The 26,791-nt window shown below is 73.6% G+C and carries 24 protein-coding genes and 3 pseudogenes; 15 read left to right on the top strand and 12 right to left on the bottom strand.

Annotation, left to right across the window (positions count from 1 at the left end; translation table 11 throughout):
* Positions 1 to 85: 85 nt before the first annotated feature.
* Positions 86 to 379: pseudogene (locus E3Z34_RS09175) on the bottom strand (lysophospholipid acyltransferase family protein); the annotation flags it as partial.
* A gap of 229 nt (positions 380 to 608) precedes the next feature.
* Here E3Z34_RS09175 and E3Z34_RS09180 point away from each other — a divergent pair.
* From E3Z34_RS09180 to E3Z34_RS09220, 9 genes are all read left to right on the top strand, one after another.
* A complete protein-coding gene (locus tag E3Z34_RS09180) occupies positions 609 to 1,937 on the top strand; it encodes a VOC family protein (protein ID WP_158288652.1) in 1,329 nt (442 codons plus the stop codon).
* A 4-nt stretch (positions 1,938 to 1,941) separates the two neighbouring features.
* Positions 1,942 to 2,895, top strand: a complete 954-nt coding sequence (locus E3Z34_RS09185) for an LLM class F420-dependent oxidoreductase (protein WP_134773345.1) — start codon at positions 1,942 to 1,944, stop codon at positions 2,893 to 2,895.
* Between the two features lie 9 nt (positions 2,896 to 2,904).
* Positions 2,905 to 3,672 carry an alpha/beta fold hydrolase gene (locus E3Z34_RS09190; protein ID WP_134773346.1) on the top strand — a complete coding sequence of 256 codons (768 nt, stop codon included), beginning with the start codon at positions 2,905 to 2,907 and terminating at the stop codon, positions 3,670 to 3,672.
* Complete coding sequence (locus tag E3Z34_RS17985) at positions 3,669 to 3,908, top strand: hypothetical protein (protein ID WP_194092404.1); 240 nt, start codon at positions 3,669 to 3,671, stop codon at positions 3,906 to 3,908. Before E3Z34_RS09190 ends, E3Z34_RS17985 begins: the two co-directional genes overlap by 4 nt.
* Positions 3,863 to 4,837: a four-helix bundle copper-binding protein gene (locus tag E3Z34_RS18895; protein WP_238695095.1), complete on the top strand. Its 975-nt coding sequence runs from the start codon at positions 3,863 to 3,865 to the stop codon at positions 4,835 to 4,837. The genes E3Z34_RS17985 and E3Z34_RS18895 overlap by 46 nt, the downstream gene beginning before the upstream one ends.
* 79 nt (positions 4,838 to 4,916) lie before the next feature.
* Positions 4,917 to 5,522, top strand: a complete 606-nt coding sequence (locus E3Z34_RS09205) for a hypothetical protein (protein WP_134773347.1) — start codon at positions 4,917 to 4,919, stop codon at positions 5,520 to 5,522.
* A 66-nt stretch (positions 5,523 to 5,588) separates the two neighbouring features.
* Positions 5,589 to 8,468, top strand: a complete 2,880-nt coding sequence (locus E3Z34_RS09210; protein WP_134773348.1) for an ATP-binding protein — start codon at positions 5,589 to 5,591, stop codon at positions 8,466 to 8,468.
* Positions 8,469 to 8,514: 46 nt separating this feature from the next.
* The gene (locus E3Z34_RS09215; RefSeq protein ID WP_134773349.1) at positions 8,515 to 8,958 is read left to right on the top strand and encodes an ester cyclase; all 444 of its coding nucleotides are present in this window, start codon (positions 8,515 to 8,517) and stop codon (positions 8,956 to 8,958) included.
* Positions 8,955 to 9,308: a hypothetical protein gene (locus tag E3Z34_RS09220; RefSeq protein WP_134773350.1), complete on the top strand. Its 354-nt coding sequence runs from the start codon at positions 8,955 to 8,957 to the stop codon at positions 9,306 to 9,308. The genes E3Z34_RS09215 and E3Z34_RS09220 overlap by 4 nt, the downstream gene beginning before the upstream one ends.
* A gap of 58 nt (positions 9,309 to 9,366) precedes the next feature.
* Here the strand turns inward: E3Z34_RS09220 and E3Z34_RS09225 are convergent, their stop codons facing one another.
* Positions 9,367 to 11,019 carry an esterase/lipase family protein gene (locus E3Z34_RS09225; RefSeq protein WP_134773351.1) on the bottom strand — a complete coding sequence of 551 codons (1,653 nt, stop codon included), beginning with the start codon at positions 11,017 to 11,019 and terminating at the stop codon, positions 9,367 to 9,369.
* Between the two features lie 112 nt (positions 11,020 to 11,131).
* On the bottom strand, positions 11,132 to 11,815 hold the full coding sequence (locus E3Z34_RS09230; RefSeq protein ID WP_134773352.1) for a hypothetical protein: 684 nt from the start codon (positions 11,813 to 11,815) through the stop codon (positions 11,132 to 11,134).
* 33 nt (positions 11,816 to 11,848) lie between these two features.
* Here E3Z34_RS09230 and E3Z34_RS09235 point away from each other — a divergent pair, with 33 nt between their 5' ends.
* The 5 genes from E3Z34_RS09235 to E3Z34_RS09255 all read left to right on the top strand — a co-directional run bounded on the left by E3Z34_RS09235 (position 11,849) and on the right by E3Z34_RS09255 (position 16,238).
* The gene (locus tag E3Z34_RS09235) at positions 11,849 to 13,423 is read left to right on the top strand and encodes an aspartate-alanine antiporter-like transporter (protein WP_134773353.1); all 1,575 of its coding nucleotides are present in this window, start codon (positions 11,849 to 11,851) and stop codon (positions 13,421 to 13,423) included.
* An 82-nt stretch (positions 13,424 to 13,505) separates the two neighbouring features.
* On the top strand, positions 13,506 to 13,937 hold the full coding sequence (locus E3Z34_RS09240) for an HIT family protein (protein ID WP_134773354.1): 432 nt from the start codon (positions 13,506 to 13,508) through the stop codon (positions 13,935 to 13,937).
* A gap of 108 nt (positions 13,938 to 14,045) precedes the next feature.
* A complete protein-coding gene (locus E3Z34_RS09245; protein WP_134773355.1) occupies positions 14,046 to 14,606 on the top strand; it encodes a DoxX family protein in 561 nt (186 codons plus the stop codon).
* 31 nt (positions 14,607 to 14,637) lie between these two features.
* The gene (locus E3Z34_RS09250; protein WP_134773356.1) at positions 14,638 to 15,822 is read left to right on the top strand and encodes a methyltransferase domain-containing protein; all 1,185 of its coding nucleotides are present in this window, start codon (positions 14,638 to 14,640) and stop codon (positions 15,820 to 15,822) included.
* Positions 15,823 to 15,911: 89 nt separating this feature from the next.
* Complete coding sequence (locus tag E3Z34_RS09255) at positions 15,912 to 16,238, top strand: hypothetical protein (RefSeq protein ID WP_134773357.1); 327 nt, start codon at positions 15,912 to 15,914, stop codon at positions 16,236 to 16,238.
* Between the two features lie 48 nt (positions 16,239 to 16,286).
* Here E3Z34_RS09255 and E3Z34_RS09260 read toward each other — a convergent pair whose 3' ends face one another.
* The gene (locus E3Z34_RS09260; RefSeq protein WP_134773358.1) at positions 16,287 to 17,651 is read right to left on the bottom strand and encodes a rhodanese-like domain-containing protein; all 1,365 of its coding nucleotides are present in this window, start codon (positions 17,649 to 17,651) and stop codon (positions 16,287 to 16,289) included.
* 62 nt (positions 17,652 to 17,713) lie between these two features.
* Here E3Z34_RS09260 and E3Z34_RS09265 point away from each other — a divergent pair, with 62 nt between their 5' ends.
* Complete coding sequence (locus E3Z34_RS09265) at positions 17,714 to 17,971, top strand: metal-sensitive transcriptional regulator (RefSeq protein ID WP_134773359.1); 258 nt, start codon at positions 17,714 to 17,716, stop codon at positions 17,969 to 17,971.
* Positions 17,972 to 17,999: 28 nt separating this feature from the next.
* Here the strand turns inward: E3Z34_RS09265 and E3Z34_RS09270 are convergent, their stop codons facing one another.
* From E3Z34_RS09270 to gcvP, 8 genes and pseudogenes are all read right to left on the bottom strand, one after another.
* Positions 18,000 to 18,620, bottom strand: coding sequence for an L-threonylcarbamoyladenylate synthase (locus E3Z34_RS09270; protein ID WP_134773360.1), 621 nt, complete (start codon positions 18,618 to 18,620; stop codon positions 18,000 to 18,002).
* Positions 18,621 to 18,658: 38 nt separating this feature from the next.
* Entirely contained in the window at positions 18,659 to 19,459 is an 801-nt protein-coding gene (locus E3Z34_RS09275; RefSeq protein WP_134773361.1) for an alpha/beta fold hydrolase, read from the bottom strand.
* Positions 19,456 to 20,433, bottom strand: a complete 978-nt coding sequence (locus E3Z34_RS09280; protein ID WP_134773362.1) for a GNAT family N-acetyltransferase — start codon at positions 20,431 to 20,433, stop codon at positions 19,456 to 19,458. The genes E3Z34_RS09275 and E3Z34_RS09280 overlap by 4 nt, the downstream gene beginning before the upstream one ends.
* A gap of 14 nt (positions 20,434 to 20,447) precedes the next feature.
* On the bottom strand, positions 20,448 to 21,284 hold the full coding sequence (locus tag E3Z34_RS19795; protein ID WP_338043702.1) for an APC family permease: 837 nt from the start codon (positions 21,282 to 21,284) through the stop codon (positions 20,448 to 20,450).
* Between the two features lie 5 nt (positions 21,285 to 21,289).
* Positions 21,290 to 21,742: pseudogene (locus E3Z34_RS19800) on the bottom strand (amino acid permease); the annotation flags it as partial.
* Positions 21,742 to 22,170, bottom strand: a complete 429-nt coding sequence (locus tag E3Z34_RS09290; protein ID WP_134773363.1) for an OsmC family protein — start codon at positions 22,168 to 22,170, stop codon at positions 21,742 to 21,744. The pseudogene E3Z34_RS19800 and the gene E3Z34_RS09290, both read right to left, overlap by 1 nt.
* A 21-nt stretch (positions 22,171 to 22,191) precedes the next feature.
* Positions 22,192 to 23,727: a glutamate-cysteine ligase family protein gene (locus E3Z34_RS09295; protein ID WP_338043703.1), complete on the bottom strand. Its 1,536-nt coding sequence runs from the start codon at positions 23,725 to 23,727 to the stop codon at positions 22,192 to 22,194.
* 96 nt (positions 23,728 to 23,823) lie between these two features.
* A pseudogene (gene gcvP / locus E3Z34_RS09300) lies at positions 23,824 to 26,768 on the bottom strand (aminomethyl-transferring glycine dehydrogenase).
* Positions 26,769 to 26,791: the final 23 nt, after the last annotated feature.

Here is a 26,791-nt window from a genome sequence, read left to right on the forward strand (position 1 = left end):
AATCAACGCGTCATCTCGGTGTAGAACACTGACGTTTGTATTGGCGGGCGACAGCCGGCTCGGTGCGCACGACTCCCCTCCCCGCTCACACCGGTCGGCTCTCCTCCCGCAGCCGCGGCTCGACGCGCAGCTCGGGCCGGAATCCTGCCTTGTCGGCGTAGAACGCCCGGATGCAGTCCATGTCGGCAGGGACGTCCCCGGTCAGCTCCAGGGTCGGGCCCAGGCCGGTCGTCATGGTGGTGCGGTCGACGTAGCCGAGCGTCACCGGCATACCCGTCTCCCGGGCGATGCGGTAGCAGCCGGACTTCCAGCGGCTGTGGCCCCCACGGGTCCCGTCCTTGGTGACCACGAGGCCGAAGACCTCGCCCGAGCGGATGCGTCCGCACCGGACGCTACGTTAAGCGAGGGTCCGGCACCAGTCGAGATCCCCATCCAGGGGGCCATCATGCGCAAGAAGACCATCGCTGCCGCCGTGATCGCGCTGGCCCTCGCCGCCACGGCGCTCCCCGCGACGGCGGCAGCGCGCGGTCCCGTCGTCAACGGGTACGTGAGCGGCGTCTGAGGTCCTGCGGACGTCACCTGTCCGCCATCTCCCCCATGCTGGGCTCATGAGCGAGCACGCGGGGCCGTTGACGGCGCGAGAGTTCCAGCTGGCGGGGGGCACCGGGGACTGGAGGGTGCTCGGGTCGGGGGCCAGCGCCTGGTATGCCGCCTCCTCCCACCGCGCCGGTGCTGCGCTCGCGGCGGCGGTGACCGAGCTGGATCTCGCCGTAGACCTCGACCTCGACGTCCGGGCCACCGGGGTCCGGGCTCGCCTTCCCCTCGGCCCGCAGGACGGAGGTTTCCGGGCCGAGCATGTCGAGGCCGCCCGCGCCGTGGCGCGGGCGGCCGAGGGTGTCGGCCTCGCGGCCGACCCCACGGTCCTGCAGGACGTCCAGCTGACCTTCGACGTGCTCGACCAGGCGACCGTGAGCGCCTTCTGGGAGGCCGCCCTCGGCTACGTCCAGGTCGGGGACGAGGACGTGATGGACCCCGGTCGGCGCCATCCGCCCATCTGGTTCCAGGACATGGACGCGCCACGACCCCTGCGCAACCGGATCCACCTCGACGCGGTGACGACCCAGCCGGTCGCGGCCGCGACGCTCGGGAGCCTTCGCACCGGGCCGGCCCGGCACGTCGCCGAGCACGGCTACTACGCCACCGTCGCGGACGCCGAGGGCAACGAGGTGGACGTGCTCCCCCTGCCGGAGGGGTCCGACCGCTGGGAGGGGCAGGACACCGAGGACTGGCGGCTGCCGTTCGCGGCGATGGCCTGCTACCCCGTCCCCACGCCCCGAGCGGCCGCGCAGCTCACGGAGGCGGTCGCCGCCCTGGCCGACGAGGCGAACCTGCCCGTCGGGATCGACGTGCGGCCGGGTCTGGTCACGATCGACACCGGCAAGGACCGCTGGGAGATGCACGAGGGCTACCGGCCCCTGGCGGCCAGGATCCAGCAGGCCGCCCGGGACCTGGGTCTGACCGCGGACGTCACGCTCCCCCGCTTCGTCCAGGTGGGCGTCGACGCCGTCGACATCCCCGCGGTCCGATCCTTCTGGCGGGCCGCGCTGGCCTACGAGGAGGACCCTCGCCCCGGTGTCACCGACCTCGTCGACCCGCGTCGGCTCAACGTCGTGCTCTTCCTCCAGGACCTCGACCCGGCCGACGAGGCGCGCCGGAGCCAGCGCAACCGCATACACCTCGACGTCTTCGTCCCCGACGACCGCGTCACCGAGAGGGTGGCCACAGCCGTCGCCGCCGGCGGGCGTGTGGTCCGCGAGGCGGTCGAGGACGGCTGCTGGACGATCGCCGACCCGGAGGGCAACGAGCTCGACATCGCGGTCTCCCCGGGTCGGGAGGAGGCGTGGCGCGCGAGGCAGGAGGCGCTGCGGGCAGACTGACCGGATGGACCTGAGGATCTTCACCGAGCCGCAGCAGGGAGCGACCTACGAGGACCAGCTGCGCCTGGCCCGCACGGCCGAGGACTGCGGCTACTCCGCCTTCTTCCGCTCTGACCACTTCCTCGCGATGGGCCGCGACGGGAGCCCCGGGCCCACGGACTCGTGGATCACCCTCGGCGCCCTGGCGCGCGAGACGAGCACCATCAGGCTGGGCACCCTGGTCACGTCGGTCACCTTCCGGCACCCGGGTCTGCTCGCGGTCGGCGTCGCTCAGGTCGACCAGATGAGCGGGGGCCGGGTCGAGCTGGGACTGGGCGCCGGGTGGTACGCCGAGGAGCACGAGGCCTACGGCGTGCCGTTCCCGGACGCGCGGGGACGTTTCGACCTGCTCGAGGACGCTCTGGAGGTCATCACCGGGATGTGGGGCACCCCGCCGGGTCAGCACTACGACTACGCGGGGCGCACGCTGAGGATCAGCCACTCCCCCGCCCTGCCCAAGCCGGTCCAGGACCCCCGGCCGCCCATCGTCATGGGCGGCGGGGGCAGACGGCGCACCCCCGAGCTGACGGCACGCTTCGCCGACGAGTTCAACATGGCGTTCCCCACGATCGAGGCGACCGTCGCGCAGTACCGCCGGGTCGACGAGGCCTGCCGGGCCGTGGGCCGTGACCCCGCCAGCGTCCTACGCTCGGTCGCGCTCGTGGCCTGCGTCGGTCGCGACGAGGCCGAGCTCCGCCGACGCGCGAAGGCCATCGGCCGCGACCTGGGAGAGCTGCGTGACAACGGCCTGGCCGGCACCCCCTCGGAGGTCGTCGACCGCCTCGGGGTGTGGCGCGAGCGGACCGGCGCCGAGCGGGTCTACCTGCAGATGCTCGACCTGTCCGACCTCGCCCACACCGAGCTCGTCGCCTCCGAGGTCGTGCCGCAGCTGGACGGTGCCCGCCGCCCGCCCACGTAGGGTTCGCCCATGCGGTGGCGAACGATCGAGACCTTCCGGCACGGCGACCGCACCATGCTCGTCCACCGGCCCCCGCACGAGAGCGACACCGGGCCACACTTCGTGCTGGTGCACGGCATCGGCGTCTCGGCGCTCTACCACGCGCGGCTCGCCCGGGCCCTGGCGCCGTCCGGGAGCGTGCACGTCGTCGACCTCCCCGGTTTCGGCCAGGCACCCCGCCCGGGCAGGCCGCTGGGCATCGAGGACCACGCCGGGGTGCTGAACGCCTACGTCCGGACGGCCGGACTCCCCCACCCGCACCTCGTCGGTCACTCGATGGGAACGCAGGTGGTCGTGGAGGCGGCCCTGCAGGAGCCTGACCTGTATGCAGGTGTCGTGGCGATCGGCGGCGTCGTCGACCCCGAGGCGCGGTCTGCGGCCCGCCAGGCCCTGCGGCTCGCCCACGACGTGCTGCGCGAGCCGCCGACGACCAACTGGACGGTTCTGAGCGGCTACGCGAGGACCGGCCTGCGGTGGTATCTCCGGACGCTCCCGGTCATGCTCGACTACCGGACCGAGGAGGCCCTGCCCCGCCTGCGCGTCCCGCTGCTCGTGGTGCGGGGGGACCGCGACCCGATCGCCACCGGGCCCTGGGCCGCACACATGGGCCGCCTGGCGGGCACCCGGGTCGTGGAGATCGAGGGTGCCGCGCACGTCGCGATGCACACCCACCCCGACCAGGTCGCCTCCGCCGTCCTCGAGCACGCCCGGGCGGTGGCCGGGCAGTGTCCGGCGTGAGGGGCTTCGGCGCCCTGCACCGCCACGCGTGGTCGTGGCTGCTGGACTACGGGTATGTCGTGCGCCACCAGGTGGCGGGACTGGTCCGGCGCTCCGACCCGGCCGCCTATCTCGAGGGCCGCTCCCCCACCGCCGCGCCCCCGTCCTGCTGCTGCCCGGCATCTACGAGCGGTGGCAGTTCCTGCGGCCCGTGGCCGACCTGCTGTCGGAGGCCGGTCATCCGGTGCACGTCCTGACCCGGCTGCGGTGGAACACCGCACCGGTCGCCGCGAGCGCCGCCCACGTGGCGGCATACCTGCGGGAGCACGACCTCCGGGACGTCCTGGTCGTCGCCCACAGCAAGGGCGGGCTCATCGGCAAGTACGCCATGCTGCACGAGGACCCCGAGGGCAGGATCGCACGCATGATCGCCATCGCGAGCCCCTTCGCGGGCTCGCTCTACGCCCGGTTCCTCCCGCACCCGCACCTGCGCCCCTTCTCGCCGCGGGACGCGACGGTGCGCTCCCTCGGCGAGCAGGTCGACCTCAACGCCCGGATCACCTCCATATGGGGTGCTTTCGACCCGCACATCCCCGGCGGCAGCCGCCTGCCGCGAGCGGTGAACCTGCCGCTGCGCACGTCCGGTCACTTCCGGATCATCGGCCAGCCCGAGCTGCTCGACGCGGTGGCCCGTGCCGCGGCCGACGTCCCAGGAGCGTCACCCGGCCCTGCCGGGGGCGCCCCGGGGCGGTCACGGCCCGGGATGCGCTCCCGTGCCGCTCGCCCTACCGTCGGACCCATGGACGACATCCTCAGCACCCACCCGGCCAAGGACACCTTCGACCTGCCGCAGCTGCGGGCCGCCATCGAGGCCGCGGCCCGGTGCGCCTCCAGCTGCGCGACGTGCGCGGACGCCTGCCTGCACGGGGACCACGTGGAGCACATGGTCCGCTGCATCGACCTCGACAACCAGTGCGCGGAGATCTGCCGCACGACCGCCGACGTCCTGTCCCGCCCCGGTCCGAACGGCGACTCCTGGGAGGAGATCGTGCGCGCCTGCATCGCCGTCTGTCGCGAGTGCGCGGCGGAGTGTGGCCAGCACGAGCACGACCACTGCCAGATGTGCGCCCGGGACTGCACGGCCTGCGCCGACGCCTGCGAGGCCCTGCTCTCCGTCGCCGACTGACCGGGAACACCGCGGGAACACTCCCTCCCTACGTTCCTCCTACCGGCACGGTGCCGGGGAGGAACCGAGGGAGGACGACATGGACAACTACTCGACCGGGGTGAGGTCGGCGGCGGTCGCGGCGGCGTTGGCGATGACGGGAGTGACGGCGGCGGCCGGCGGCGCAGCAGCGGCCCCGCCGGACCCCTGCACCCGGGGATCCGCCCAGCAGGTCGTCAACGCGGGCATCGTGGCGGCCAACCAGATCCGCGAGGGGCGGACCCACACAGGCATCGTCACCTCATACCGGGAGTGTGCCTACACCCTCTACGAGGACGGGGCCACCTACACCTTCTCCGACGACGACGTCTTCGCCGGGGTGACCGCCTTCACCTGGTGGCGGTGGGAGGAGGAGGACGGGATGACGCGCGACGAGGTCGTGGACATCATTGCGGGGACGGACTACCGCGTGGAGCTGGCGCAGGTCTCGCCCGACGGGACCGTCGGGGACCTCGTCGAGGTCCCAGTCCTGCGGCCTCCGGTGCGGTTCCACCCGATGCTCGGGCAGGGACTGACCGCCTACCAGACGGCCGGGGTTATCCTCGACCTCGACCCCGGCACCTACGTGAGCCGGTTCGAGGCGGTCTTCCCGGACCTCGAGGACGAGATCTTCAGCGCCGAGGTCACCCTGGTGGTGACGGACTGACCGACGGGCGTCGCGCCGGGGTCGGCGCACCCTGCCGTGCCCCCGCCGCGCCGCTAGGCTCGGCCCATGGCTCCGGCGGGGGCCGGTAGGACCCTCGAGGTCCGACTGGTCGGCAGGGTGGCGGTCCGCACCACGGCTGGGTGGCGCGACGACTGGCCGCGCCCGGCTGCCCGTCGCCTCGTAGCCCTCCTGGCTCTCTCCCCCACCCGTTCCGTGCCGCGCGAGGTGGTGGCCGACCGTCTCTTCGGGCACCTGCCGCCGGAGCGGGGGCTGCGCAACGTCTCCAAGGCACTGAGCCAGGCCCGGGTGGTGCTCGGGCCCGGACTGCTCGAGGGAGACTCGGCCACCGTGTGGATCACCGGGTCGGTGCAGGTGCGCACCGACCTTGACTCTGACGTGGCCCTGGCCGAACGCGTCCTGGACGGACGCGCGGGGCCGGTGGAGTGGGCCGATCTGCGGGCGGTGTTGGCGCGTGCCGACCAGCTGCTCTCCGAGGATCTCTACGAGGACTGGGCCCAGGAGCCGCGGCGCAGGCACGAGGCCCTCATCAGCGAGGCCGCGCTCGCCCTCGCCCGCGGCAGCGGCCTGGCCAGCGACTGGGGCCGGGTGCTGACCCTCGAGCCCTGCCACGTCGAGGCCTGGTCGGAGGTGCTGGACGCCGCGGCCGCCCGCGGTGCCTCCGAGCTGGGCATCGCCTGGGAGGAGTGCCGCCTGGTGCACGCCCAGGAGCTGCAGCGGCCCCCACCGCCGGAGTTGCGCCGCCTGGCGGACCGGCTGCGCTCCGGCCCCGGCAGCCCCGCCGCCGTCGACCCCACGGTGGGTCACCGGGACGAGCTGCGGTGGATCGAGGCCCGGCTGCCGACGACGGCCCGGGGCGGCGACAGCTGGGTGCTCTTCGGGCCGGCGGGCATCGGCAAGACCCACCTCCTGCGACGCGCCGTCGACGGTCTGCGCGAGCGCGGCTGCCTCGTGCTGCAGGCCACGTGCGTGAGCGAGGACGCGGGCGGGCCCTTCACCGCGCTCCTCCCGGCCCTCCGTCCGGCGGCACGGGCGGGATCCCACCCCCTGGTCGACGTCCTCGAGCGCGGAGGCTCCGGAGGACCTGAGGGGTGGTCGGCCGTGCGCCTCGCCGACGACGTGGCGGACCTGCTCGACGAATGCGCGGAGCCCCTGGTGCTGGTCGTGGACGACGTGCACTGGGCGCACCCGGCGCTGCGCTCGCTGCTGTCCCGGCTGTGCGCGCTCGTGGCCGGGCGCCGCTGGAGCCTCGTCCTGGCCGGGCGCAGCGACGAGACGGACCACCCGCTGCCGAGCGTGCCCTCCGCGACGTTCGCACTCCGGGTCTCCCCGCTGAGCCCGCAGGACGCCTCCGAGCTGGCACGTCGGCTGCTCTGGGAGAACGACACGGACGACGCGGGGCGCGAGGGGGTGGTCTGCGAGCTGGTCGCGCGCAGCGCCGGCAACCCCTTCTTCCTCATCGAGCTCGCCCGCAGCGCGGGCAGCTCACCCGCCGGCGGCCACGACGTGCCGGAGCGGGTGCAGGAGCTGCTGCGCCGACGGCTGGCCGAGGTGGACGCGTCGTCCAGACACACGCTCGTGCTCGTGGCGCTGTCCGGCGAGCGGGCCACGCTGCCCCTGCTCGCCAGGATGGTCGGCGAGGAGCGAGCCGAGCGGTCGGTCCGGGTGCTGCAGGCGCGCTCGTTGCTGACCTCGGGGCCGTCCGGCCCGCGCCCGATCCACCCCCTGCTCAGGGAGGTGGTCATCGCCGACCTGAGCGCGGTCGAGGCCTGCGCGGCGCACGACCAGCTGGCCGCGGCCCTTGGAGCACTTTCCCGGGAGTCCGGCCGGCCCGACCTGGAGGAGGCCGCGGCCGGCCACACCCTGACGGCCTGGACCGCATACCCCTCCCCCGACCGGGCGCCCGGTGCCGCCGCGGCAGGCCTCGCGGCAGGCGGCCGGGCCCTGCGCTCCTTCGCCCCCGACACGGCGGCCGGCGTGCTGGAGCGAGCCCTGGCCGCCTTCGGGGAGAGCCCGCCCGAGGCTCGGGCCGCTCTGGTGCCGGCCGCGGTGGAGGGCTGGCTCGACCTGGCCCGGTGCCGGGAGCTGCTGGGGAACCCGGTGGGGGCCGAGGAGGCCCTGCGTGCCGGGCTGGCCCTCGCGGACCGGCCGCTGGACCGGGCCCGGTGCTCCCGGCGGCTGGCCGCGCTGCACTACCGCAGCGGGCGGATGGCGGACGCGGCCGGTGTCCTGGAGCTGGCTCTGGCCGAGACCACCGACGACCTGGCCAGGGCGATGCTCGAGACCGAGATCGGCTGGACCCTGCACCGCCGGGGGCGGGCCCGGGAGGCCCTGCCCCTGCTCCGGCGGGCCGCCCAGGTCTTCGAGGACGGCGGCAGCTGGGACCTCGCGGCGTGGGCGCTGGACTACCTGGCCATGACCCACGTCGCCCTGGACGAGCCCGCACAGGGCCTGTCGGTCCTCGACCGGGCCCTGGCCCGCGACGGCGTCGGCCAGGACCACCTGCGGCGTGGTGTCATCGTCATCCACCGAGCGCGGGTGCTCCTCCTGCTCCGGCGGCCCGAGGAGGCCCTGGGGGCGGTGAACGAGGGGATGAGGATCCTGCGGCGCACGCGGGACCGCTACACCCTGAGCGTCGGCTGCCGGATCGCCGCCGACGTCCACGAGACGCTGGGCGACCTGTCGTCCGCCGTGGCCGCGCGCACGGAGGAGATCGCCCTCCTGCGGGGGTCGCACAACGCCCGTCACCTCGCCGTGGCGCACGCGCACCTGGCCAGCCTGCACCGGCGGCAGGGTCGCCACGCCGACAGCCGCACGGCGACGGCCGCCGCCCGGGCCGCGGTGGCGCAGGCCGGCGACGCGGACGTCGAGCAGGCCGTCTCCGCCCGGCTCGGCTCCGGGAACACCGCGGGAACACCCGGCTCCTAGCGTCCGAGGGACCCGGCACGACGCCGGGAGACCAGAAGGAGGAGCCATGAGCATCCAGGAGACGCATCCCGTCCGGCGGGAGCAGTCCGTCGAGGAGACCCGGCGCGTGCTGGACGCCTACACGAGCAGCCACGATCCGTCGTTCATCGCCCCGGACGCGGTCTTCCACGACGTCGCATCCGGGCAGGACCACCTCGGGCGCGAGGCCGTGGCGGGGATGCTGCACCACGTCTACCACGTCGCGCTCGACGCCCGCGCCGAGACGGTCCGGACCACCGTGGGCGAGGGCGTCGCCGTCCTCGAGGCGGCCGTCGTGGGCACCCACACCGGGGACTTCGCGGGGGTCCCCGCGACCGGGCGCGAGGTCCGGATCCCCCTGGTGGTGAGCTACCGCATCGCGGGCGGGCTCGTGCAGGAGGGTCACGTCTACCTGCTGGTCGCCTCCTTCCTGCAGCAGGTCGGGGCCCTCGACGGGGGGCGGGCGTCATGATCGTGCGCCTCGTCGGCACGGCGGTACTCACCTGTGGTCTGGGCCTGGCGCCGGCGGTCCCGGCCGTGGCCGGCCCCGCACCCTCGTGGACGAACGAGCGGCTCCTGCAGTGCGAGGAGGGTGAGGTGCGCACCTTCCTCACACCGGCCGGTTTCGGCAGCCCCTTCCACGTGGTGGGCAGCACCGAGGTCATCGTCCCGAAGTACGTGGAGGTCGTCCTGCCCGGTGGCGAGGGTCCGTTCGTGACGGTGGACGTGCCCGGCTTCGACCCGACGGCCGACGGTGCCGTGCACTGCTGGTACGTCGACCCCGTGGGCCTGCAGGTCGACCTCCGGGGGCTGCGTCGCTAGCTGCCTGCCGGAACAGGCAGCGCCGCGGGTCCGGTGACGGGCCGGGCCCGCGGCTCCCTCATCCCCCGACGGGGTCCTTCCGGTTGGCGGCGAAGGCCACCCGGAGGCGGGCGCGGAAACCGGTGCCCTCCACGTCGAGGTACCACCCCGGTCGCGACTTGATCTCCTGCAGGTGCTGGACCGGGGCCTTGACGCCGAGGTGGGCCTGCTCAGCGGCGATCGCGGCCAGGGCCGCCGCGTCCTTGGCGTTGCGCTGCCCGAGGTACTGCTCGCCCGTGTGCAGGAACAGCTCGGCCCGCGTCTCGCCGGGGAACACCTGGACGTAGTACTGCTTGCGGAAGATGACGTTGTCGGAGAAACCGATGCCGAATCCGTCGCGCTCCCCCACGTAGACGTCGAGCCGGAAGACGATGCCCTGCGAGGTGGACGGGCGGATCCGCCCGTCGATCCACCCCTCCCAGACCAGCCGGTCCGGACCGGCCCACCCCCGGGTGTCGTCACCGCGCTCGGCGAGCGGCTTGCGCAGCTCGGTCGCCAGGTCGGGCAGCTCGTCAGCCAGGTCGCTGCGGCTGAAGGGGCCGTAGCAGTTCTCCGCCTCGGGGCTCTGGTGGAAGAGCTCGAAGTCGACGTACCGGGGCTTGATGCTGACGCCGAAGTAGAACTCGCTCTCCCCGAACCAGTCCTTCCCGCGCGTGATCTGCGCCTCCTCCAGCCACAGGCTCACCTTGTGGGTGCCGTGCAGGAAGCGCATCGCGATCTCGTAGGTCTCGCGGGAGTTGACGATGGAGTCGAGACCGCCGTGGCTCTTGTGCACGAAGGTGCGGGGAGCGCCCGGCAGCTGGGCCGAGGAGTGCTTGACCAGACCGTCGCTGCGGTTGGTCGCCAGCGTCCCCTCGTCCATGAGGCTGGAGAGGCGGTTGAGCACGCTGGCCCCGCCGACGCTGTAGCTGCGGTGGTTGGTGCCGACGACGGTGAGGATCCGCTCCATCGGGAAGACCTTCTCGATCTCCCGGAAGCGGGTGCTCTCCGGGGAGAAGGAGACCAGCTCGTCCGAGCCCTCCCGGGCCCCGGGCAGCGAGGTGACCAGCCAGGCGGGCAGCCGCTGGAAGGCGATCCCCCGGTGCGGGGTGCCGAGGGTCACGATGCGGTGGACCAGGTCGGGCGCGGAACCGGGCCGGTCGGCCTCCATGGCCAGGAGCGCCTCGCGCATCACCAGGCCGCCCATGCTGTGGCACACCAGGTCGACCCCGGTGAAGGAGCCCGGCTCGCGTCGCTCGACCGCCTTGCGGATCAGCCCGATGAGGTGGACCAGGCCCTCGCCGTAGCGCTGCAGCGACCTCGGGGACAGGTCGTAGAAGCGGTAGACCCACAGGGTGCCCTTGGTGGCCTCGGCCAGGACACGCCGGGCCACGTGGTGGTCGATGACGACGGTCCCCTCGGTGTCCTCGGGATCCCAGCCGTCCAGGTCACCGCCGGGCGAGGTCACCGGGGAGGAGTAGTAGCCCACCACGTTGGTGGCGTCCTCGTAGGGATAGTCGCGGGACTTCAGGGCGCGCAGGAGGAAGCCCTCGTAGATGTAGTTGTCCCCGCGCCGCCCGGGGTAGACCGTCCCCTCGTTGAAACCCTGGTAGGCGTTGGCCTGCTCGGCCCCGATGTCCAGCCCCCCGAAACCCCGCACCAGGATCAGCGGCCGGGTGACCACCTCGCTCATCGGACGGGTCCCGTCCGCACCGCTGCTGCCATGACCGCTCCGCCCTCCGACGCGCCTGTCCTGCAGTATGGCGCCGCCACGTCACCCCCGGCAAGGGGTCGTGCCGGCCCGCTCAGGTGGGGTCGTCCGTGACCGCGCCCGCGGTCCGGACTCGCGCCGGCACCTGCTGGGACGCCGCGTAGGCAGGGCCGCGCAGGCGCTCCCAGGCAGGGTGCGTCCAGGTGCCGACGGGTGGGTGGCCGACGGGGTCGTGCCGGCGCGTGCAGTCGTCCTCGGTCCACCCGATCCGCAGCTCGCCCCGCTGGTGCCACGGCCGCCCGGGGGAGGCCACGAGCATCCGGTATGCGGTCGGCGGGCCGTCCGCCGCCCCGCCCCGCCCCACGGGGTCCAGGCGCACCAGCAGGGACCCCCGCGCCGTCTCCAGCGGCAGCAGCGTCGTCAGGGTGCCGTGCCGCCGGGGGCGCCGCAGGACCAGGAGGTGCCGTCCCAGCACGCCCGTCCCGGTCGAGGCGAGGAGCAGGTCACCCGCGCCGGTCCCCTGGAGCCGCAGCGCCAGCCCCTCGACGTCGAGGCCCTCCTGCCGCCCCGTGGCCCTTGACCACCGGACCTGGCACGGGTGCGGGCCGGGGTCGTCGAGCACGGCCACCCCGCTGGTCGGTCCGGGGGCCGTCGTCAGCACCCCGGTCCCGCAGACACCCACCGGGTGCAGGGCACGGGTGCCCCGCAGGCGTGCGGTGAGGCCGAACACGGCGGCGAACGCCGCTCCCCCGGCCCGGGCGAGCAGGTGGTGGCCCATCCGCCCAGGGTAGGCGGCCCGTCAGGTGCGAGCATGTCGGTCATGCTCGACGTCCTGGCCGACACCCCCCTGCTGACGATCATGATCGTCCTCGCGCTCGGCACCCTCGTCGGTCTGGTCCCGTTCGGCCCGGTGCGCTTCGGCCCGGCGGGAGCCCTCTTCGTGGGGCTGGCGGTGGGAGGGCTGGACCCTCGGCTGGGTGAGGGCCTGGCCCTGCTCCAGACGCTCGGTCTGGCCCTGTTCGTCTACACGGTCGGCGTGGCCGCGGGCGCCGGTTTCTTCCGTGACCTGCGGCGGCAGTTGCCCCTCATGGGAGGCGGTGTGCTCGTCCTGGCCGTCGTCGCGGGCGTCGCCGTGGCCGGGGCCCGGGTGCTCGACCTGTCACCCGCCCTGACGGCGGGGGCCTACGCGGGGTCGCTCACCTCCACACCCGCCCTGGCCGCGGCGGCCGCGCAGGCCGGCGGCCAGGAACCGGCCGTGGGCTACGCCATCTCCTACCCGGTCGGCGTGGTCGGGACGATCCTCGTGGTCTCCTGGGTCCTCGCCCGCCGGTGGCCCGCCCCCCGCGACCGGGACGCCGCCGCCGGCGAGGGGCTGGTCGACATCAGCGTTGAGGTGACGCGTCCCGGCCCCGTCGAGGCCGTGCCCGGGTCCCGGGACGGGACGGTGCGCTTCTCCTACCTGCGCCGGGACGGCCGCACCCGGGTGGTCGGTGACGAGCACCTGCTCGTCGGTGACCGGGTCGTGGTCGTCGGCCCGGAGGACGCCGTGCGTCGCGCCGCGGACCACCTCGGCCACCGGGTCGACGAGCACCTGGCCCACGACCGTCGCGAGGTGGACTACCGGCGCTTCCTGGTCTCCCGGCCCGCCGTCGCCGGGCGCACGGTCGGTGAGCTCGACTTCCCGGCCCGGTTCGAGGGGGTGGTCACCCGGGTGCGGCGCGGGGACCTCGACCTGCTGGCCACCGACGACCTGGTGCTGGAGCTGGGCGACCGCGTGCGCGTCGTGGTGCCACGGGGTCGGCTGCGTGACGTCAGCACCTTCCTGGGAGACTCCGAGCGTCGCGTGAGCGAGGTCGACGCCTTCTCCCTGGGGGTGGGCCTCGCGCTCGGCCTGGCGGTCGGCCTGGTCAGCATCCCCCTGCCCGGCGGCGTCACCCTCGCGCTCGGGTCCGCGGCCGGCCCGCTCGTGGTCGGGATGGTGCTCGGTCGCCTGGAGCGCACCGGGCCCCTCGTCTGGGGGTTGCCCGGGCCGGCGAACCTCACGATCCGCCAGCTCGGGCTGCTGCTCTTCCTCGGGGCCACGGGCCTGTCGGCCGGACAGGCCTTCACCTCCGAGGCGTTCACGCTGCTCGGGCTGCGCACGGCGATCCTGGCCGCGGCGGTCGTCGGGACGGGCGCGCTCCTCATGGTCCTCGTGGCCCGCGTCGTGGGCGTCAGCCCGGCCCGGGCCGCCGGAGGTCTGGCCGGTCTCGTCGGGCAGCCGGCCATCCTGGCCTACGCCAACGGCCGCAGCGCCGATGAACGGATCGACTCCGGGTATGCGGCGCTCTTCGCCCTGGGGATCATCGTCAAGATCGTCCTGGTACAGGTGGTGGGCGCCTCCTGACCTGCTACCGCCAGGCGAAGAGGTCGGGCCGGGGAGCGCGGCAGGATCGTCGCGCACCGTCGTCGCACTACTGTGAGGGACCATGGCGACCCTCTTCACCAAGATCATCGACGGCCAGATCCCCGGGCAGCTGGTGTGGAAGGACGACGTCTGCGCCGCCTTCCTCGACATCGAGCCGCTGACCCCGGGGCACGTCCTGGTCGTGACCCGGGAGGAGATCGACCACTGGGTGGATCTCCCGGAGGAGACCCTGGCGCACGTCATGGACGTCGCGGCCACCGTGGGCCGCGCCCAGCAGGCCGCCTTCGGCTCGGCCCGGGTCGGCCTCATCGTGCAGGGCTTCGAGATCCCGCACGCCCACGTGCACGTCTTCCCCGCGAACGACCCGGGGGACTTCGAGCTGTCCCGTCGCCGGGCCCGCTCCCCGCAGGAGGTCGCGGAGGACGCGGACCGCATCCGCCGGGCGCTCCGGGACCAGGGCGCCGGGGCGCACGTGCCCGACGCCGCCACCTGACACCTGTCCCTGTCGCCTGCCCCTGTCACCGGCCCGCCGGGGGTCCGCGGCCGGGACACGCCGCGACCGCAGCCGTCAGCGGCGCCTGCCCGGTGCCACAGTGGTGCGATGGACCGCGACCAGGACGTCCGCGGCGGCGCCGCGCACGACCCACGCCGCGACCCGACCGGTGACGCCTACCACCACGAGATCGACGACCCGCCGGCGTGGGACGACGACACCTACGCGGTGACGGGACCCGTGGAGGCCCACGGGCGGTCGCTCGACCTGGGGCTGCTGCTGCTCCGGCTGGCCGGTCTGCCGCTCGTGCTGCACGGCATCGCCAAGGCCGTGGACATGCCCGCCTTCACCCAGGTGGTGTCCGACAACCTCGTCGGCGGGCAGGCCCCCGACTTCTTCGCCTGGCTGGTCATGCTCTCCCAGGTCGCCCTCCCCCTGCTGGTCGCCATCGGCTTGTTCACGCGTCCGGCCGCCTTCCTGCTGGCGGGCATGATGTCGGCGATCTGGGCCCTCGTGGTCTACCTGGACCGCGACTACACGCTGGTCGGCGCCCAGGGCGAGCTCACCGGGGAGAACGCCCTGCTCTACGTCGGGCTGGCGCTGCCCCTGGTCTTCACCGGCGCCGGCCGGTGGTCGGTGGACGGCCTGCGCACCGGCGGCCGTCCCTGAGCGTCGGAGCCGCGGCCCTAGGCTGACGCCCGTGCAGTGCGACTACTTCGACGCCGGACGGTGCCGCTCGTGCACCCTCATGGGAGTCCCGTACGCCGCACAGCTCGCGTCCGGGCAGCGGCGGGTCGCCGAGACCCTCGAGCGCCACGTGCCGGCCGAGGTCTGGCTGCCGCCGGTCAGCGGCCCCGAGTCGCACTTCCGCAACAAGGCCAAGCTGGTGGTGGGCGGCCGCAAGGGGGCCCCGACCCTCGGCATCCTCGACGACGGGGGCCGTGGGGTCGACCTGCGGCACTGCGGCCTGCACGAGGAGCCGTTGCACCGGGCGATCCTCGCCCTGGCCGACCTGCTTCCCGGATCCGGTCTGACGCCCTACGACGTGCCCTCGCGCCAGGGCGAGCTCAAGCACGTCCTGCTGTCGGTCTCGCCGGACGCCGAGCTCATGGCCCGCTTCGTGCTCCGCTCCCCCGGCCAGCGGGCGCGGGTCGAGGAGCTGTTGGCGCGGCTGCGGACCGCCCTGCCGGGGCTGCGGGTCGCCAGCATCAACCTGCAGCCCGAGCACAAGGCCGTGCTGGAGGGGCCCGAGGAGGTCGTCCTCACCCCGGAGCGGACCCTGCCGATGCGGGTGGGAGCCATGACCCTCCACCTGGGCACCCGCAGCTTCTTCCAGACCAACACGCAGGTGGCCGGGGCGCTCTACGCCCAGGTGGCGCAGTGGGTCGCGGCGGAGCGACCGAGGTCGGTGTGGGACCTGTACTGCGGCGTGGGCGGCTTCGCCCTGGCCTGCGCCACGGCGGCCCCCGGGTGGACCCCTGACGTGCTGGGGGTGGAGGTCTCGGCCGAGGCGGTCGCGAGCGCCCGGCTCGGGGCGGAGCAGCTCGGTCTCACCGACCACGTCCACTTCCGCACCGGTGACGCGACCGCCCAGCTCGACGCGGCCGCCCCGCTCGACGCCGACGCCGGTCCTGATCCTGAGGCGGGCCGCGCGGATCCGCAGACGCTGGTGGTGAACCCACCCCGTCGCGGGATCGGCCCCCGCCTGGCGGGCGCGCTGGAACGGTCCGGGGCGGCGACGGTCGTCTACTCCAGCTGCAACCCGTCGTCCCTGGCCACGGACCTGTCGCGGCTGCCGTCGTGGCGGGTCGAGCGGGCCAGGCTCTTCGACATGTTCCCGCAGACGTCGCACCACGAGGTCGCCGTCCTGCTGCACCGTCGCTGACGGCCCCTGCCCGAGCCTGCGGGCCCTCTGTCATGATGTGGGAGCACGACGACGCCGTCCCCGCAGACACCGAAGGTGGCCCGACACCCATGCCGAACACGTTCGACGCCGTTCCCGAGTCCCGACACGAGCGCAGCGTGGCCTTCCTGCCGCTGGACCAGCCCGCCGAGCGGCTGGAGACCATCATGGAGGAGGCGCAGCTGCACCGCGGGTCGCTGCGGGAGCAGGACGGCTACACGATCCCCTTCCGCGAGGGTGGACAGGTGCGGATCAAGGTGGAGCAGGAGGGCCGGTCCGGCCTCCGCTTCGAGGTCGACGCACCGACGCAGGAGCGCCGGACCTACATCGAGCGCGACATCGTCGAGACCGCCCGCACCCAGCTCGGCGCGCAGACCGACCTGGAGTGGCAGCACTGACCTGGAGCTGAGGGCCGGGCCCGGACCCCTCGGGGACCCCGGCCCCCGTCAGGGCTCGACGATGGGCAGGCCCGAGGTGCGGGCGTGCTCGTCGAACGAGTCGTCCACGGCCACGACCCGCCGCTCCTCGCGGGCCAGCACCGAGGCGGCGATCGAGGAGCGGTAGCCGCTGGCGCAGTGCACCCACACCTCACCCGACGGGACCTCCCCGAGCCGGCCAGGCAGCTGGCCCAGGGGGATGTTGAGCGCCCCGTCGACGTGACCGGAGGCGTACTCCTTCGGGTTGCGCACGTCGAGCACCTCGACCCGGCGATGGTGCCGCACCTGGGCCAGGTCGGCGAAGGTGGCGCGCTCCAGGGTGGACAACGGGTCGTCGGTCCAGTCCTGCGGGCCACCGGTGGCCTGGGCGGCGACCTCGTCGATGCCGATCCGCGCGAGCTCCCGCTGGGCCTCGGCCACCTGCTCCTCGGTCTCGCCGAGCAGGGTGACCGGCGTGCCCCACGGGATCATCCAGCCGAGCCAGGTCGAGAACTGTCCGTCCAGTCCGATGTTGTAGGTGCCGCGGACGAACCCCTGGGCGAAGGCCGTCCGGGTGCGCAGGTCGACCAGCCACTCCCCCGCGGCCAGGCGCGTGCGCAGGACCTCCTTGTCCGCCCTCCCAGGCAGCCCGAGGTCGGCCGGTGCGGGACCGTCGGCGTTGAGCGGCATCATGTGGGCGTAGTAGGCCGGGTAGAGGTCCAGCCCGTCGAGGATCTCCTCGACGTAGGCGTCGACGTCCTTGAGCAGGGCGGGGTTCTGCTGCTTCTCCTGCCCGATGGTCGAGGCGTCGCCCTGGGTCTGGGTCGCCGAGCAGAAGGAGCCGAAACCGTGGGTGGGCATGATGCGGGTCCGGTCGGGCAGCTCCTCGGTGAGCCGGTGGGCGGAGGCGTGCTGGTGGCGTGCCAGGGTCTCCGCGTGGTCCTGGCCCAGCAGGTCGGGCCGGCCGGTGGAGCCGAACAGCAGCGACCCGCCGGTGAAGACGTAGGGGTGCTCCCCCTCGAGGGCGTAGGACAGGTGGGTGAAGGTGTGGCCCGGGGTGTGGATCACCCGCACCCGAAGGGTGTCGGACACCTCGACCCGGTCGCCGTCGCGCACCCCCACCCGGTCGAAGCTGACGTCGTCGTCGGCGTTGACGACGTACTCCGCCCCCGTCTCCTGCGCCAGGGCGTACCCACCGGTGACGTAGTCGTTGTGCAGGTGCGTCTCGAGCACGTGGGTGATCCGCACCCCCGCCCGACGAGCCAGCTCGGTGACCCGGTCGGTGTCGCGCTGAGGGTCCACCACGAAGGCCACGCTCCCGTCGTGGACGAGGTAGCTCCGGTCGCCCAGGGACGTGGTCTGGATGGACAGGACGGTGGGGGCGGTGCCGGTCATGGTTCTCCTTCGTCGCCTCGTCGGACGCGTCCAGACTATCCCCCCGGGGGTACCATGGTGGGGTGGAACTCGCACCCGACGCCGTCAAGCCCGCCATCACCCGTCTGCGCAGGGCGCACGGCCAGCTGGCCGCGGTGATCAGGATGCTCGAGGAGGGGCGGGACTGCAAGGACGTGGTCACCCAGCTCGCCGCCGTCTCCAAGGCCCTGGACCGCGCCGGCTACACCATCATCGCCTCCGGCTTGCGGGAGTGCATGACGCGCGAGGACGGCGACGTCGACGTGGCCAAGATGGAGAAACTCTTCCTCTCCCTCGCCTGACCCCCGGTCCGCCGCGTCAGAGGGCGGCTCAGCCGAACGGCGAGGGGTCCCCCGAGCCCACCCGCACCACCTCGGCATACCCGCTGGAGAGGTCGACGACGGTGGTCGGCTCGCACCCGGTCTGGTCGCCGTCCACGACCACGTCGACCACGTGGTCCAGCCGTTCCTTGACCTCCCACCCGAAGGCGAGGGGCTCCTCGTCGCCGGGGAGCAGCAGCGAGCTGGTCAGCAGCGGCTCTCCCATGGCGGCGAGCAGGGCCTGGCAGAACGGGTGGTCGGGGATGCGCACGCCCACGGTCTTCTTCTTGGGGTGCATCAGCCGGCGCGGCACCTCCCGCGTGGCGGGCAGGATGAAGGTGTAGCGACCGGGCGTGGCCGCCTTCACCGCCCGGAAGACCGCGTTGTCGAGCTGCACCAGCTGCCCGAGCTGGGAGAAGTCCGCGCACATGAGGGTGAAGTGGTGCCGCTCGTCGACGTGCCGGATCTCGCGGATGCGCTCCTTGGCGTCCGGGTCACCCAGACGGGCACCGAGGGTGTAGCAGGCGTCGGTCGGGAAGGCCGCCAGCCCACCCCCGTCCAGCACGTCCACGACCTGCTGGACCAGCCGGGGCTGCGGGTCGACCGGGTGGATGTCGAGGAATCGGGCCACGTCGGCACCCTACGCCCGGGGCGGGCGGTCCCGCCCGCTCACTGGTGCAGGAAGTGCCGGACGGCCGCCGTGAAGGTCTCGGGCTGCTGGGAGTGCACCCAGTGCCCGGCGCCCTTGACCGTCAGCAGCACCGTCCTCGGGAAGAGCCTGCGCATGGTCGGCGACTGCTCCGCGGTGACGTAGGGCGAGTCGGCGCCGGCGACCCAGAGCACCGGACCCTCGAAGGGCACCGTCTCCTCCCCAGCCGCGGAGGGTATGTCGTCGGTGACGGTGCCGAGGTCGCGCAGGAGCAGCTCCAGGTTGGGCTGCCAGCCGAAGGCCCGGGTCGTGCGGTCCCGGCGCAGGTTCTGCAGCAGGAAACCCCGCAGCGAGGGCTGGGGCACGTCCCGGGCCAGCTGCCGGTCGGCCTCGCCGAGGCTGGCCAGGCCCTCCAGGTCGATCCGGCGCAGAGAGGTCAGCAGGTGCTCGAACTCGCTCACCTCGCCGGACCCCGTCGGGCTGATGTCGACGACCACGAGTCGGTCGACGAGGTCGGGGTGGGTGAGGGCGAGCTCCATCGCGATCTTGCCGCCCATGGAGTGGCCCACCACGTGGACCGGACCGTCGGCGGCCACCCCCGCGCGCAGGTGGTCGGCCACGAGACCCGCCGCGGTGGCGTAGTCGAAGCGGTCGGTCCAGACCGACCCGCCGTGGTCGGGCATGTCCAGCAGCAGCGAGCGGAAGTCGGGCCGCAGCGCCTTGGCGATCGAGGAGAAGTTACGGCCTCGCCCGAAGAGGCCGTGGCAGAACACCACGACCGGGCCGTCGTCCCCGACGAGGGTCCCGGAGAGGTCGCTCACCCGCCCGGGACCGTCCGCCGCATGGAGGCGGTCTGGTGCTTGAGAGTGAAGCCCACCTTCTCGTAGAGGCGGGTGGCCCCGGTCGGGCTGTCGCTGTCGACGTCGAGCTCGATGAGGTCGTAGCGGCCCGAGCGGGCCGCCAGGCCCAGGGTCCGCGAGAGCGCCGCAGCCGCGACGCCCCGGCCCCGGGCGTGCGGAACGGTGCCGACGAGGTTGACGTAGGCCTGCCGGTCCACCCACTGGCCGACCATGATGTAGGCCAGCACCTCACCCTCGCGCCAGCCGTCCACCTCACCACCGCGCGCGACGGCGATCGTCGACACCTCGGGGCGGGCGCTGCGGGAGGTCCAGTGGTCGTGCCAGCCCTCGGGCGTCGTGGGTCCGGAGCCGTAGTGGTCCTGGAAGGCGAGGTTGTGCGCCAGCAGCACCGCCTCCTCGTGCTCGGGCCCAGGGCTGATCAGCTCGATCCCGTCGAGGTCGGGGACCGCGGGCTCGTCCCCCACCGGCCGGCTGAGCAGGTTCCAGTACCGGTCCAGGGAGAACCCCCGGTCGGTCAGCAGCTCCCGGGCGGAGGACCCCTCCAGCCCGCCCCCGGCCGAGAGGTAGGCGGACCGACCCGGGTGACGCTCGCCGAGCAGGGCCAGGGCACGGTCCTCCAGGCGGTCGAGCAGCTCCGTGCCCAGCCCCCGGCCCCGGTGGTCCTGGTGCACCCCTCCCCCGAGGTAGCCGCGCCCCTTCCCCTCGTGGTCGGGGGTGACGGGCACGAACGCGGCACCGAAACCGACCATCTGCCCGCCGTCCCAGACCGCCCAGGTGTCGATCGCCGGGTCGTGGTGCGGAGCGGCCAGCTCCTCCGCGAGGTCCTCCGCCGACAGGAACTCCTCCGTGCCGTCCACGACGGCCAGGTGGTTGCACAGGTCGCTCCAGGCGGGGGTGTCCTCGGGGGTCAGCCGGGCCCAGCGGTAGTCGGTCATGGGACTAGCCTGCCTCACCGGGGCGGCTCGCCACGACTCGATTTCCCCGACCGGCTGCCGGGCCCGGTCCGGGAACGCAGGAGGTGGACCGCCAGACCGGCGCCGACCACGCCGAGACCGCTCAGCACCGCACCCGCGGGGAGGCTGGCGGCCAGGGCCAGACAGCCCGCCAGCCCCAGGACGGGGACGACGGGCGCCCCGCCCCAGTCCCCCCGCAGCGTCAGGGCGGCCGCGTTGGCCACCGCGTAGTAGAGGAGGACCCCGAAGCTGGAGAAGCCGATCGCCGACCGCAGGTCCCCCACGAGCACCACCACCAGGACGACGACCCCGACGGTGATCTCGGCCGTGCGGGGCACCGAGGACGGGCCCGCGAGGCTGGCCAGCCGACGGGGCAGATGACCGTCCCGGGCCATCGCCACCCCGGTGCGGGAGATGCCCAGGACCAGGTTGAGCAGGGCGCCGAGCGCGGCCAGCCCCGCCGCCACCCTCACCACCCAGGCCCAGCCCGCGCCCCAAACCGCGGTGGCGGCCTGTGCGACCGGGGCGTCCGAGGCGGCGGTGGCCGCGGGGCCGAGCACCCCGAGGACGACCACCCCCACCACGAGGTAGAGGACCAGCACCGTGCCCAGCGCGAGGACGACCGCCCGGGGGATGGTCCGTCGCGGGTCCCGCACCTCCTCCCCCAGGGTCGCGATCCGCGCGTACCCCGCGAAGGCGAAGAAGAGCAGCCCGGCGGCCTGCAGGACCCCAGGGCGGTGCCGCCTCCGGCCGTCAGCACCTGGTCGGGACGCAGGACCGCGCCACCCGCGCGGGGCCAGACCGCCGCGACGGCCACCCCCAGCAGCGCGCACCCGACCACGGACAGGATGACCCGGGAGGCGGAGACCGAGCGCTGCACGCCGACGACGTTGAGCGCGGTGACCAGGACGACGGCCGCCACCGCACCCACCCGCTCGGCGCCCGGGGTGAGGTAGGCCGCCACCGTCAGCGCCATCGCCGCGCACGACGCGGTCTTCCCCACGACGAAGCACCACCCGGCCAGGTAGCCCCATACCTCGCCCAGCCGTTCCCGGCCGTAGACGTAGGTGCCCCCTGCGGAGGGGTGGCGGGCCGCGAGCGCGGCTGATGACAGCGCGTTGCAGGTGGCCACCACGGCGGCGATCCCCAGGGACAGCAGCACCAGACCTCCGGCGGCACCCGCCGCGGGGGCCCAGACCGCGAAGACGCCCGCCCCCACCATCGCCCCGAGGCCGACGGTGACGGCGTCGCCCAGGCCCAGGACGCGGCGCAGCCGGGCGGGCCCGCCCATCACCCGGTCGTGAAGGAGACCGGGGTGGGCAGCAGGACCGTGCGGGACACGGTGCACAGGCGGTCCCTCGAGAGGTCCACCGCCTCCGGCAGCCGCGTGCGGGCGGCGTCCCCCTCCTCCCCCGGCGGGAAGGTGACGGACACGGTGACCGTCACCGGACCCAGGTGGTTGCCCTGCTCGTCCCGGACCTTGGTCGCGGCCGCCGAGACCTCGAAGGACTCCGGCTCGGCCAGCCGCGAGGTGAGCATGTCCACGTCGATGCCCGAGCACCCGGCGACCGCGGCGAGCAGGAGCTCGACGGGCGAGAAGTGGTTGCTCCCGTCGGTGGGTGACCCCAGGACGAGCTCGCCACCCCGCGCGTTGCGGGCGACGAAGGTCGAGGGGCCGGTGCGGGTCAGGGTCACGCTGCGCAGCGCGTCGTCAGCCATGCGCCGTAGTCTGCCAGCCCCTCAGGCGACGTCGGTGACCTCCACGCCGTCGGCGGGCTCGATGGAGGGGACGTCCCAGGTGTGGACCGGCGTGTTGTCGTCGGACCGCTCCGCGTAGTCGGCCAGCATCCGCCGCAGCGCCTCCTCCCGGGAGTGGCCCGCCGCCTCGTAGGCCTCGGTGACCGCCACCTGCCAGCTGGCCCCGTTGGTGCGGGTCCGGCACCGACCCTCGATGACGGACAGGAAGTGGTTGCGCACCTCCCGACGCAGACCCAGGGCCGCCAGACCGTCGTCGGCGACCGGGAGCAGGTGGTCGGCGATGAGGTCAACGGCCGGGACCCGGCCGACACCCGGCCAGGCCTGGGTGGCCGAGATGCCGAACTTGGCGGCGTCCAGGAAGTTCTTGCTCACGTCCGAGAACGCCATCTTGGTCCAGATGGGTCGCCCGCTGCTCGTGAACGACTCGAGCAGGCCGTAGTAGAAGCAGGCGTTGGCGACCATGTCGACGACGGTGGGACCGGCCGGGAGCACGCGGTTCTCCACCCGCAGGTGAGGCACGCCCTGGCTGGTGTCGTAGATGGGGCGGTTCCACCGCCAGACCGTGCCGTTGTGCAGCTTGAGGTCGCGCAGCTGGGGCACGCCGCGGGCGGCGAGCACGGCCTGGGAGTCCTCCTCCGAGGACTCGGGCAGCAGGGCGGGGAAGGAGCGGACGTTCTCCTCGAAGAGGTCGAAGATCGAGGTGATCCAGGACCGCCCGAAGTAGGCGCGCGGTCGCACGCCCTGGTGCTTGAGCTCGACCGAGCGGGTGTCGGTCATCTGGGTGAAGAGCGGGATCCGCGTCTCGGCCCAGAGCCGGCGGCCGAACAGGTAGGGGGAGTTGGCGCCGATCGCGACCTGGAGGGAGGAGATGACCGTCGCGGCGTTCCAGAAGACGGGGAAGTCCTGGGGGGTGACCTGCTGGTGCAGCTGGACGGAGGTGCAGCCCGACAGCGGACCGATGGTGTCGAAGTACTGGCAGACCCGCTCCCCGGTCGGACCCTCGATGTCCAGCTCGAACCCCTCGCCGCGCTCGCGCATGAGCGAGTCGTTGAGGGCCTTGTAGCGCACGCCGTCCGAGAGCCACGGGCGCTCGAAGAGGTCGGCCTTGAGGGTGGGCAGGATGCCGACGGCCACGACCCTGGCCTGGTGGGGCCGGGCGGCGTCCCCGGCACGACGCAGCGACTGCGCCAGCCAGCGCTCGAGTCGCACCGCCTGGTCCCCGGCCATCGGCCGGGGCGGCACGTTCATCTCGATGTTGTAGCGCCCGACCTCGGTCTGGAAGTCGTCGTCCCCGAGCTCGGCCAGGACGTCGTGGTTGCGCAGGGCCGGCTCGAAGGTCTCGGAGTCAGCGAGGTTCAGCTCGATCTCCAGCCCCATCTGCGGGCGGGTGAAGTCGAACCGGCTGCCCTCGAGCATCTGCTCGAAGACGTCCAGGTCGGTGAGCACCCTCTCCCGGAACGAGAGCCGCTGCTCCCGTGTGAACTCGCTGTGGCTGACCTCTTGACCCATGCTGGGCATCCTCGCACCTCACGGCCCGCATCACCAGGGATGGGAGGGGTATGGCGCCTCCCACCTGCTGGTGATGCGGCCGCGACGTGCGTCGGCCGGCCGGGCTCAGGCCTGCTCGGAGCCTTCCGGCGGCGGGCAGACGGTCACCAGGTTGCGGTCGCCGTAGACCCCGTCGATGCGGCGCACCGGGGGCCAGTACTTGCGTGCGGGGTCCACGCCCTGCGGGTAGGCCGCCGTCATCCGGTCGTAGGGGTGGTCCCAGTCGCCGGCGAGGGACAGGGCGGTGTGCGGGGCGTTGCGCAGCACGCTGCCCTCGACGTCCCCGGCGACCTCGTCCATCTCCCGCCGGATGGCGATCATCGCCTCCACGAAGCGGTCCAGCTCGCCCTTGTCCTCGGACTCGGTCGGCTCCACCATGAGGGTGCCGGCGACCGGGAAGGACATCGTCGGGGCGTGGAAGCCGTAGTCGATGAGCCGCTTGGCCACGTCGTCGACCGTGACGCCCGTCTCCTTGGTGAGCCCGCGCAGGTCCAGGATGCACTCGTGCGCCACCAGGTCGGCGGCGCCGGTGTAGAGCACCGGGAAGAAGTCGTTCAGCCGGGCCGCGACGTAGTTGGCGTTGAGCACCGCGACCTGGGAGGACCGGGTCAGGCCCGCCCCGCCCACCAGCCGGATGTAGGCCCACGAGATCGGCAGGATGCTTGCCGAGCCGAAGGGCGCCGCGGAGATCGCCCCCACCCCGCTGTCCGGGCCCGCACCCTCGACCACCGGGTGGTTGGGGAGGTAGGCGCGAGGTGGGACCGCACGCCGATGGGGCCCACCCCGGGGCCGCCGCCCCCGTGGGGGATGGTGAAGGTCTTGTGCAGGTTGAGGTGCGACACGTCGCTGCCGAACTCGCCCGGCTTGGCGATGCCCATCATCGCGTTGAGGTTGGCGCCGTCCAGGTAGACCTGGCCGCCGGCCTCGTGCACCAGCTCGCACAGCTCGGTGATCGTGTCCTCGTAGACGCCGTGCGTCGAGGGGTAGGTGATCATGATCGCCGCGAGCTCGTCCCGGTGCTGGTCGACCTTGCCCCGCAGGTCCTCCAGGTCGATCTCGCCCTCGGAGGTGCTCTTGACCACCACGACCTTCAGGCCGGCCATGACCGCACTGGCGGCGTTGGTGCCGTGGGCGCTGGAGGGGATGAGACAGACCGTGCGCCGGTCCTCACCCTGGGCCTGGTGGTACTTGCGGATCGCCAGCAGCCCGGCGAACTCGCCCTGGGAGCCCGCGTTGGGCTGGAGGGACACCTCGTCGTAGCCGGTGATCTCGCACAGCCACCCGGTGAGCTGCCGGACCAGCTCGGCGGTCCCCTCGCTCTGGTCGGCGGGCGCGAACGGGTGCAGGGCCCCGAACTCCGGCCACGTGACCGGCTCCATCTCGGTGGTGGCGTTGAGCTTCATCGTGCACGAGCCCAGCGGGATCATGCCCCGGTCGAGCGCGAAGTCCTTGTCGGACAGGCTGCGGATGTAGCGCAGCATCGCCGTCTCGCTGCGGTAGGTGTTGAACACCGGGTGGGTGAGGTAGGCCTGCTCCGGGGTGCGGGTGAGCCCACCCCAGTCGGGGGCGTCCAGGGCCGGCACCTCCTCGGGCGCCGGCACGCCGAAGGCGGCCGCGACCGCCTGCAGGTCCGCGAGGGTCGTCAGCTCGTCGGTCGAGAGCAGCACGGTGTCACCGTCGACCCGCCACAGGTTGATGCCCTTCTCGAGCGCGGCGGCCAGGACCTCGTCCGCCCGCCCCGGGACGGCGACGCTCAGCGTGTCGAAGTACCGGTCGCCCGTGAGCTCCAGCCCCCCGGCGGTGAGGGCACCGGCCAGGGCACGGGCCTTGGCGTGGGTCTCCAGCGCGATGCGGCGCAGCCCGTCCGGGCCGTGCCACACGGCATACATGCCGGCCATCACGGCCAGCAGCACCTGCGCGGTGGTGATGTTCGAGGTCGCCTTCTCGCGCCGGATGTGCTGCTCGCGCGTCTGCAGGGCCAGGCGGTAGGCGGTGTTGCCGTCGGCGTCGCGACTGACCCCGACGAGCCGACCGGGCAGCGACCGCTCCAGGCCGGCCCGGATGCTGAGGTAGCCCGCGTGGGGCCCGCCGAAGCCCATCGGGACGCCGAAGCGCTGGGTGGTGCCCACGGCGACGTCCGCGCCCCACTCCCCGGGGGGTGTCAGCAGCGTCAGGGCCAGCAGGTCGGCGGCGACGGTGACCAGCGCCCCGGCCTCGTGGGCCGCGTCGGCCAGCGGCGCCCAGTCGCGGATCTGACCGTCGGCACCGGGGTACTGCACGAGCACCCCGAAGACCTCCCGGTCACCCGCGGCGGCGCGCAGACCGGCCGCGTCGGAGACCTGCTCCAGGTCGGCGGGCACGACGTCGATGCCCAGGGGGGTGGCGCGGGTGGTCACCACGCCGAGGGTCTGCGGCAGCAGGTGGCGGTCGACGAGCAGGACCGCGTCCTGGGGGGCCTTGCCGTTGCGCCGCATCAGCGCGACGGCCTCCGCCGCCGCCGTGCCCTCGTCCAGCAACGAGGCACCGGCGATGGGCAGGCCGGTGAGGTCGCTGACCATGGTCTGGAAGTTGAGCAGCGCCTCCAGCCGGCCCTGGGAGATCTCGGGCTGGTACGGGGTGTAGGCGGTGTACCAGGCGGGGTTCTCGAGGATGTTGCGCTTGACCACCGGCGGGGTCTGGGTGCCGTAGTAGCCCAGGCCGATCATCGAGGTGAGCACCCGGTTGCGGGACGCGATCTCGCGCAGCTCGGCCAGGACGGCCTGCTCGCTCGGGGAGGCGGGCATGGACAGCGGCGCGGCGGCCCGGATGCCGGGCGGCACGGCCGCGTCGACCAGCGCCTCGAGGCTGTCGTAGCCGAGGGTGGTCAGCATGTCGGCGACGTCGGTCTCCCGCGGCCCGACGTGCCGTGCGACGAAGTCGGACAGCGTCTTGGGCTCCAGGGGGGCGGCGTCGTCGGTCACGACGGCGGCCGACTCCGAGGCGGGGGTGGGGGTGGTATCGCTCGTGCTCATGAGGAGCTCCTTGTCGAAGGGCA

The sequence above is a fragment of the Ornithinimicrobium flavum genome (genome assembly GCF_004526345.1).
Classification (GTDB): domain Bacteria; phylum Actinomycetota; class Actinomycetes; order Actinomycetales; family Dermatophilaceae; genus Ornithinicoccus; species Ornithinicoccus flavus.

What these genes read in the sequence shown, in the direction of transcription:
- E3Z34_RS09180 (WP_158288652.1), top strand. Translation starts at nt 609, where the DNA reads ATGAGCGAGCACGCGGGGCCGTTGACGGCGCGAGAGTTCCAGCTGGCG.
- E3Z34_RS09185 (WP_134773345.1), top strand. Translation starts at nt 1,942, where the DNA reads ATGGACCTGAGGATCTTCACCGAGCCGCAGCAGGGAGCGACCTACGAG.
- E3Z34_RS09190 (WP_134773346.1), top strand. Translation starts at nt 2,905, where the DNA reads ATGCGGTGGCGAACGATCGAGACCTTCCGGCACGGCGACCGCACCATG.
- E3Z34_RS09205 (WP_134773347.1), top strand. Translation starts at nt 4,917, where the DNA reads ATGGACAACTACTCGACCGGGGTGAGGTCGGCGGCGGTCGCGGCGGCG.
- E3Z34_RS09210 (WP_134773348.1), top strand. Translation starts at nt 5,589, where the DNA reads ATGGCTCCGGCGGGGGCCGGTAGGACCCTCGAGGTCCGACTGGTCGGC.
- E3Z34_RS09215 (WP_134773349.1), top strand. Translation starts at nt 8,515, where the DNA reads ATGAGCATCCAGGAGACGCATCCCGTCCGGCGGGAGCAGTCCGTCGAG.
- E3Z34_RS09220 (WP_134773350.1), top strand. Translation starts at nt 8,955, where the DNA reads ATGATCGTGCGCCTCGTCGGCACGGCGGTACTCACCTGTGGTCTGGGC.
- E3Z34_RS09225 (WP_134773351.1), bottom strand. Translation starts at nt 11,019, where the DNA reads ATGAGCGAGGTGGTCACCCGGCCGCTGATCCTGGTGCGGGGTTTCGGG.
- E3Z34_RS09230 (WP_134773352.1), bottom strand. Translation starts at nt 11,815, where the DNA reads ATGGGCCACCACCTGCTCGCCCGGGCCGGGGGAGCGGCGTTCGCCGCC.
- E3Z34_RS09235 (WP_134773353.1), top strand. Translation starts at nt 11,849, where the DNA reads ATGTCGGTCATGCTCGACGTCCTGGCCGACACCCCCCTGCTGACGATC.
- E3Z34_RS09240 (WP_134773354.1), top strand. Translation starts at nt 13,506, where the DNA reads ATGGCGACCCTCTTCACCAAGATCATCGACGGCCAGATCCCCGGGCAG.
- E3Z34_RS09245 (WP_134773355.1), top strand. Translation starts at nt 14,046, where the DNA reads ATGGACCGCGACCAGGACGTCCGCGGCGGCGCCGCGCACGACCCACGC.
- E3Z34_RS09255 (WP_134773357.1), top strand. Translation starts at nt 15,912, where the DNA reads ATGCCGAACACGTTCGACGCCGTTCCCGAGTCCCGACACGAGCGCAGC.
- E3Z34_RS09260 (WP_134773358.1), bottom strand. Translation starts at nt 17,651, where the DNA reads ATGACCGGCACCGCCCCCACCGTCCTGTCCATCCAGACCACGTCCCTG.
- E3Z34_RS09280 (WP_134773362.1), bottom strand. Translation starts at nt 20,433, where the DNA reads ATGACCGACTACCGCTGGGCCCGGCTGACCCCCGAGGACACCCCCGCC.
- E3Z34_RS09290 (WP_134773363.1), bottom strand. Translation starts at nt 22,170, where the DNA reads ATGGCTGACGACGCGCTGCGCAGCGTGACCCTGACCCGCACCGGCCCC.
- E3Z34_RS09295 (WP_338043703.1), bottom strand. Translation starts at nt 23,727, where the DNA reads ATGCCCAGCATGGGTCAAGAGGTCAGCCACAGCGAGTTCACACGGGAG.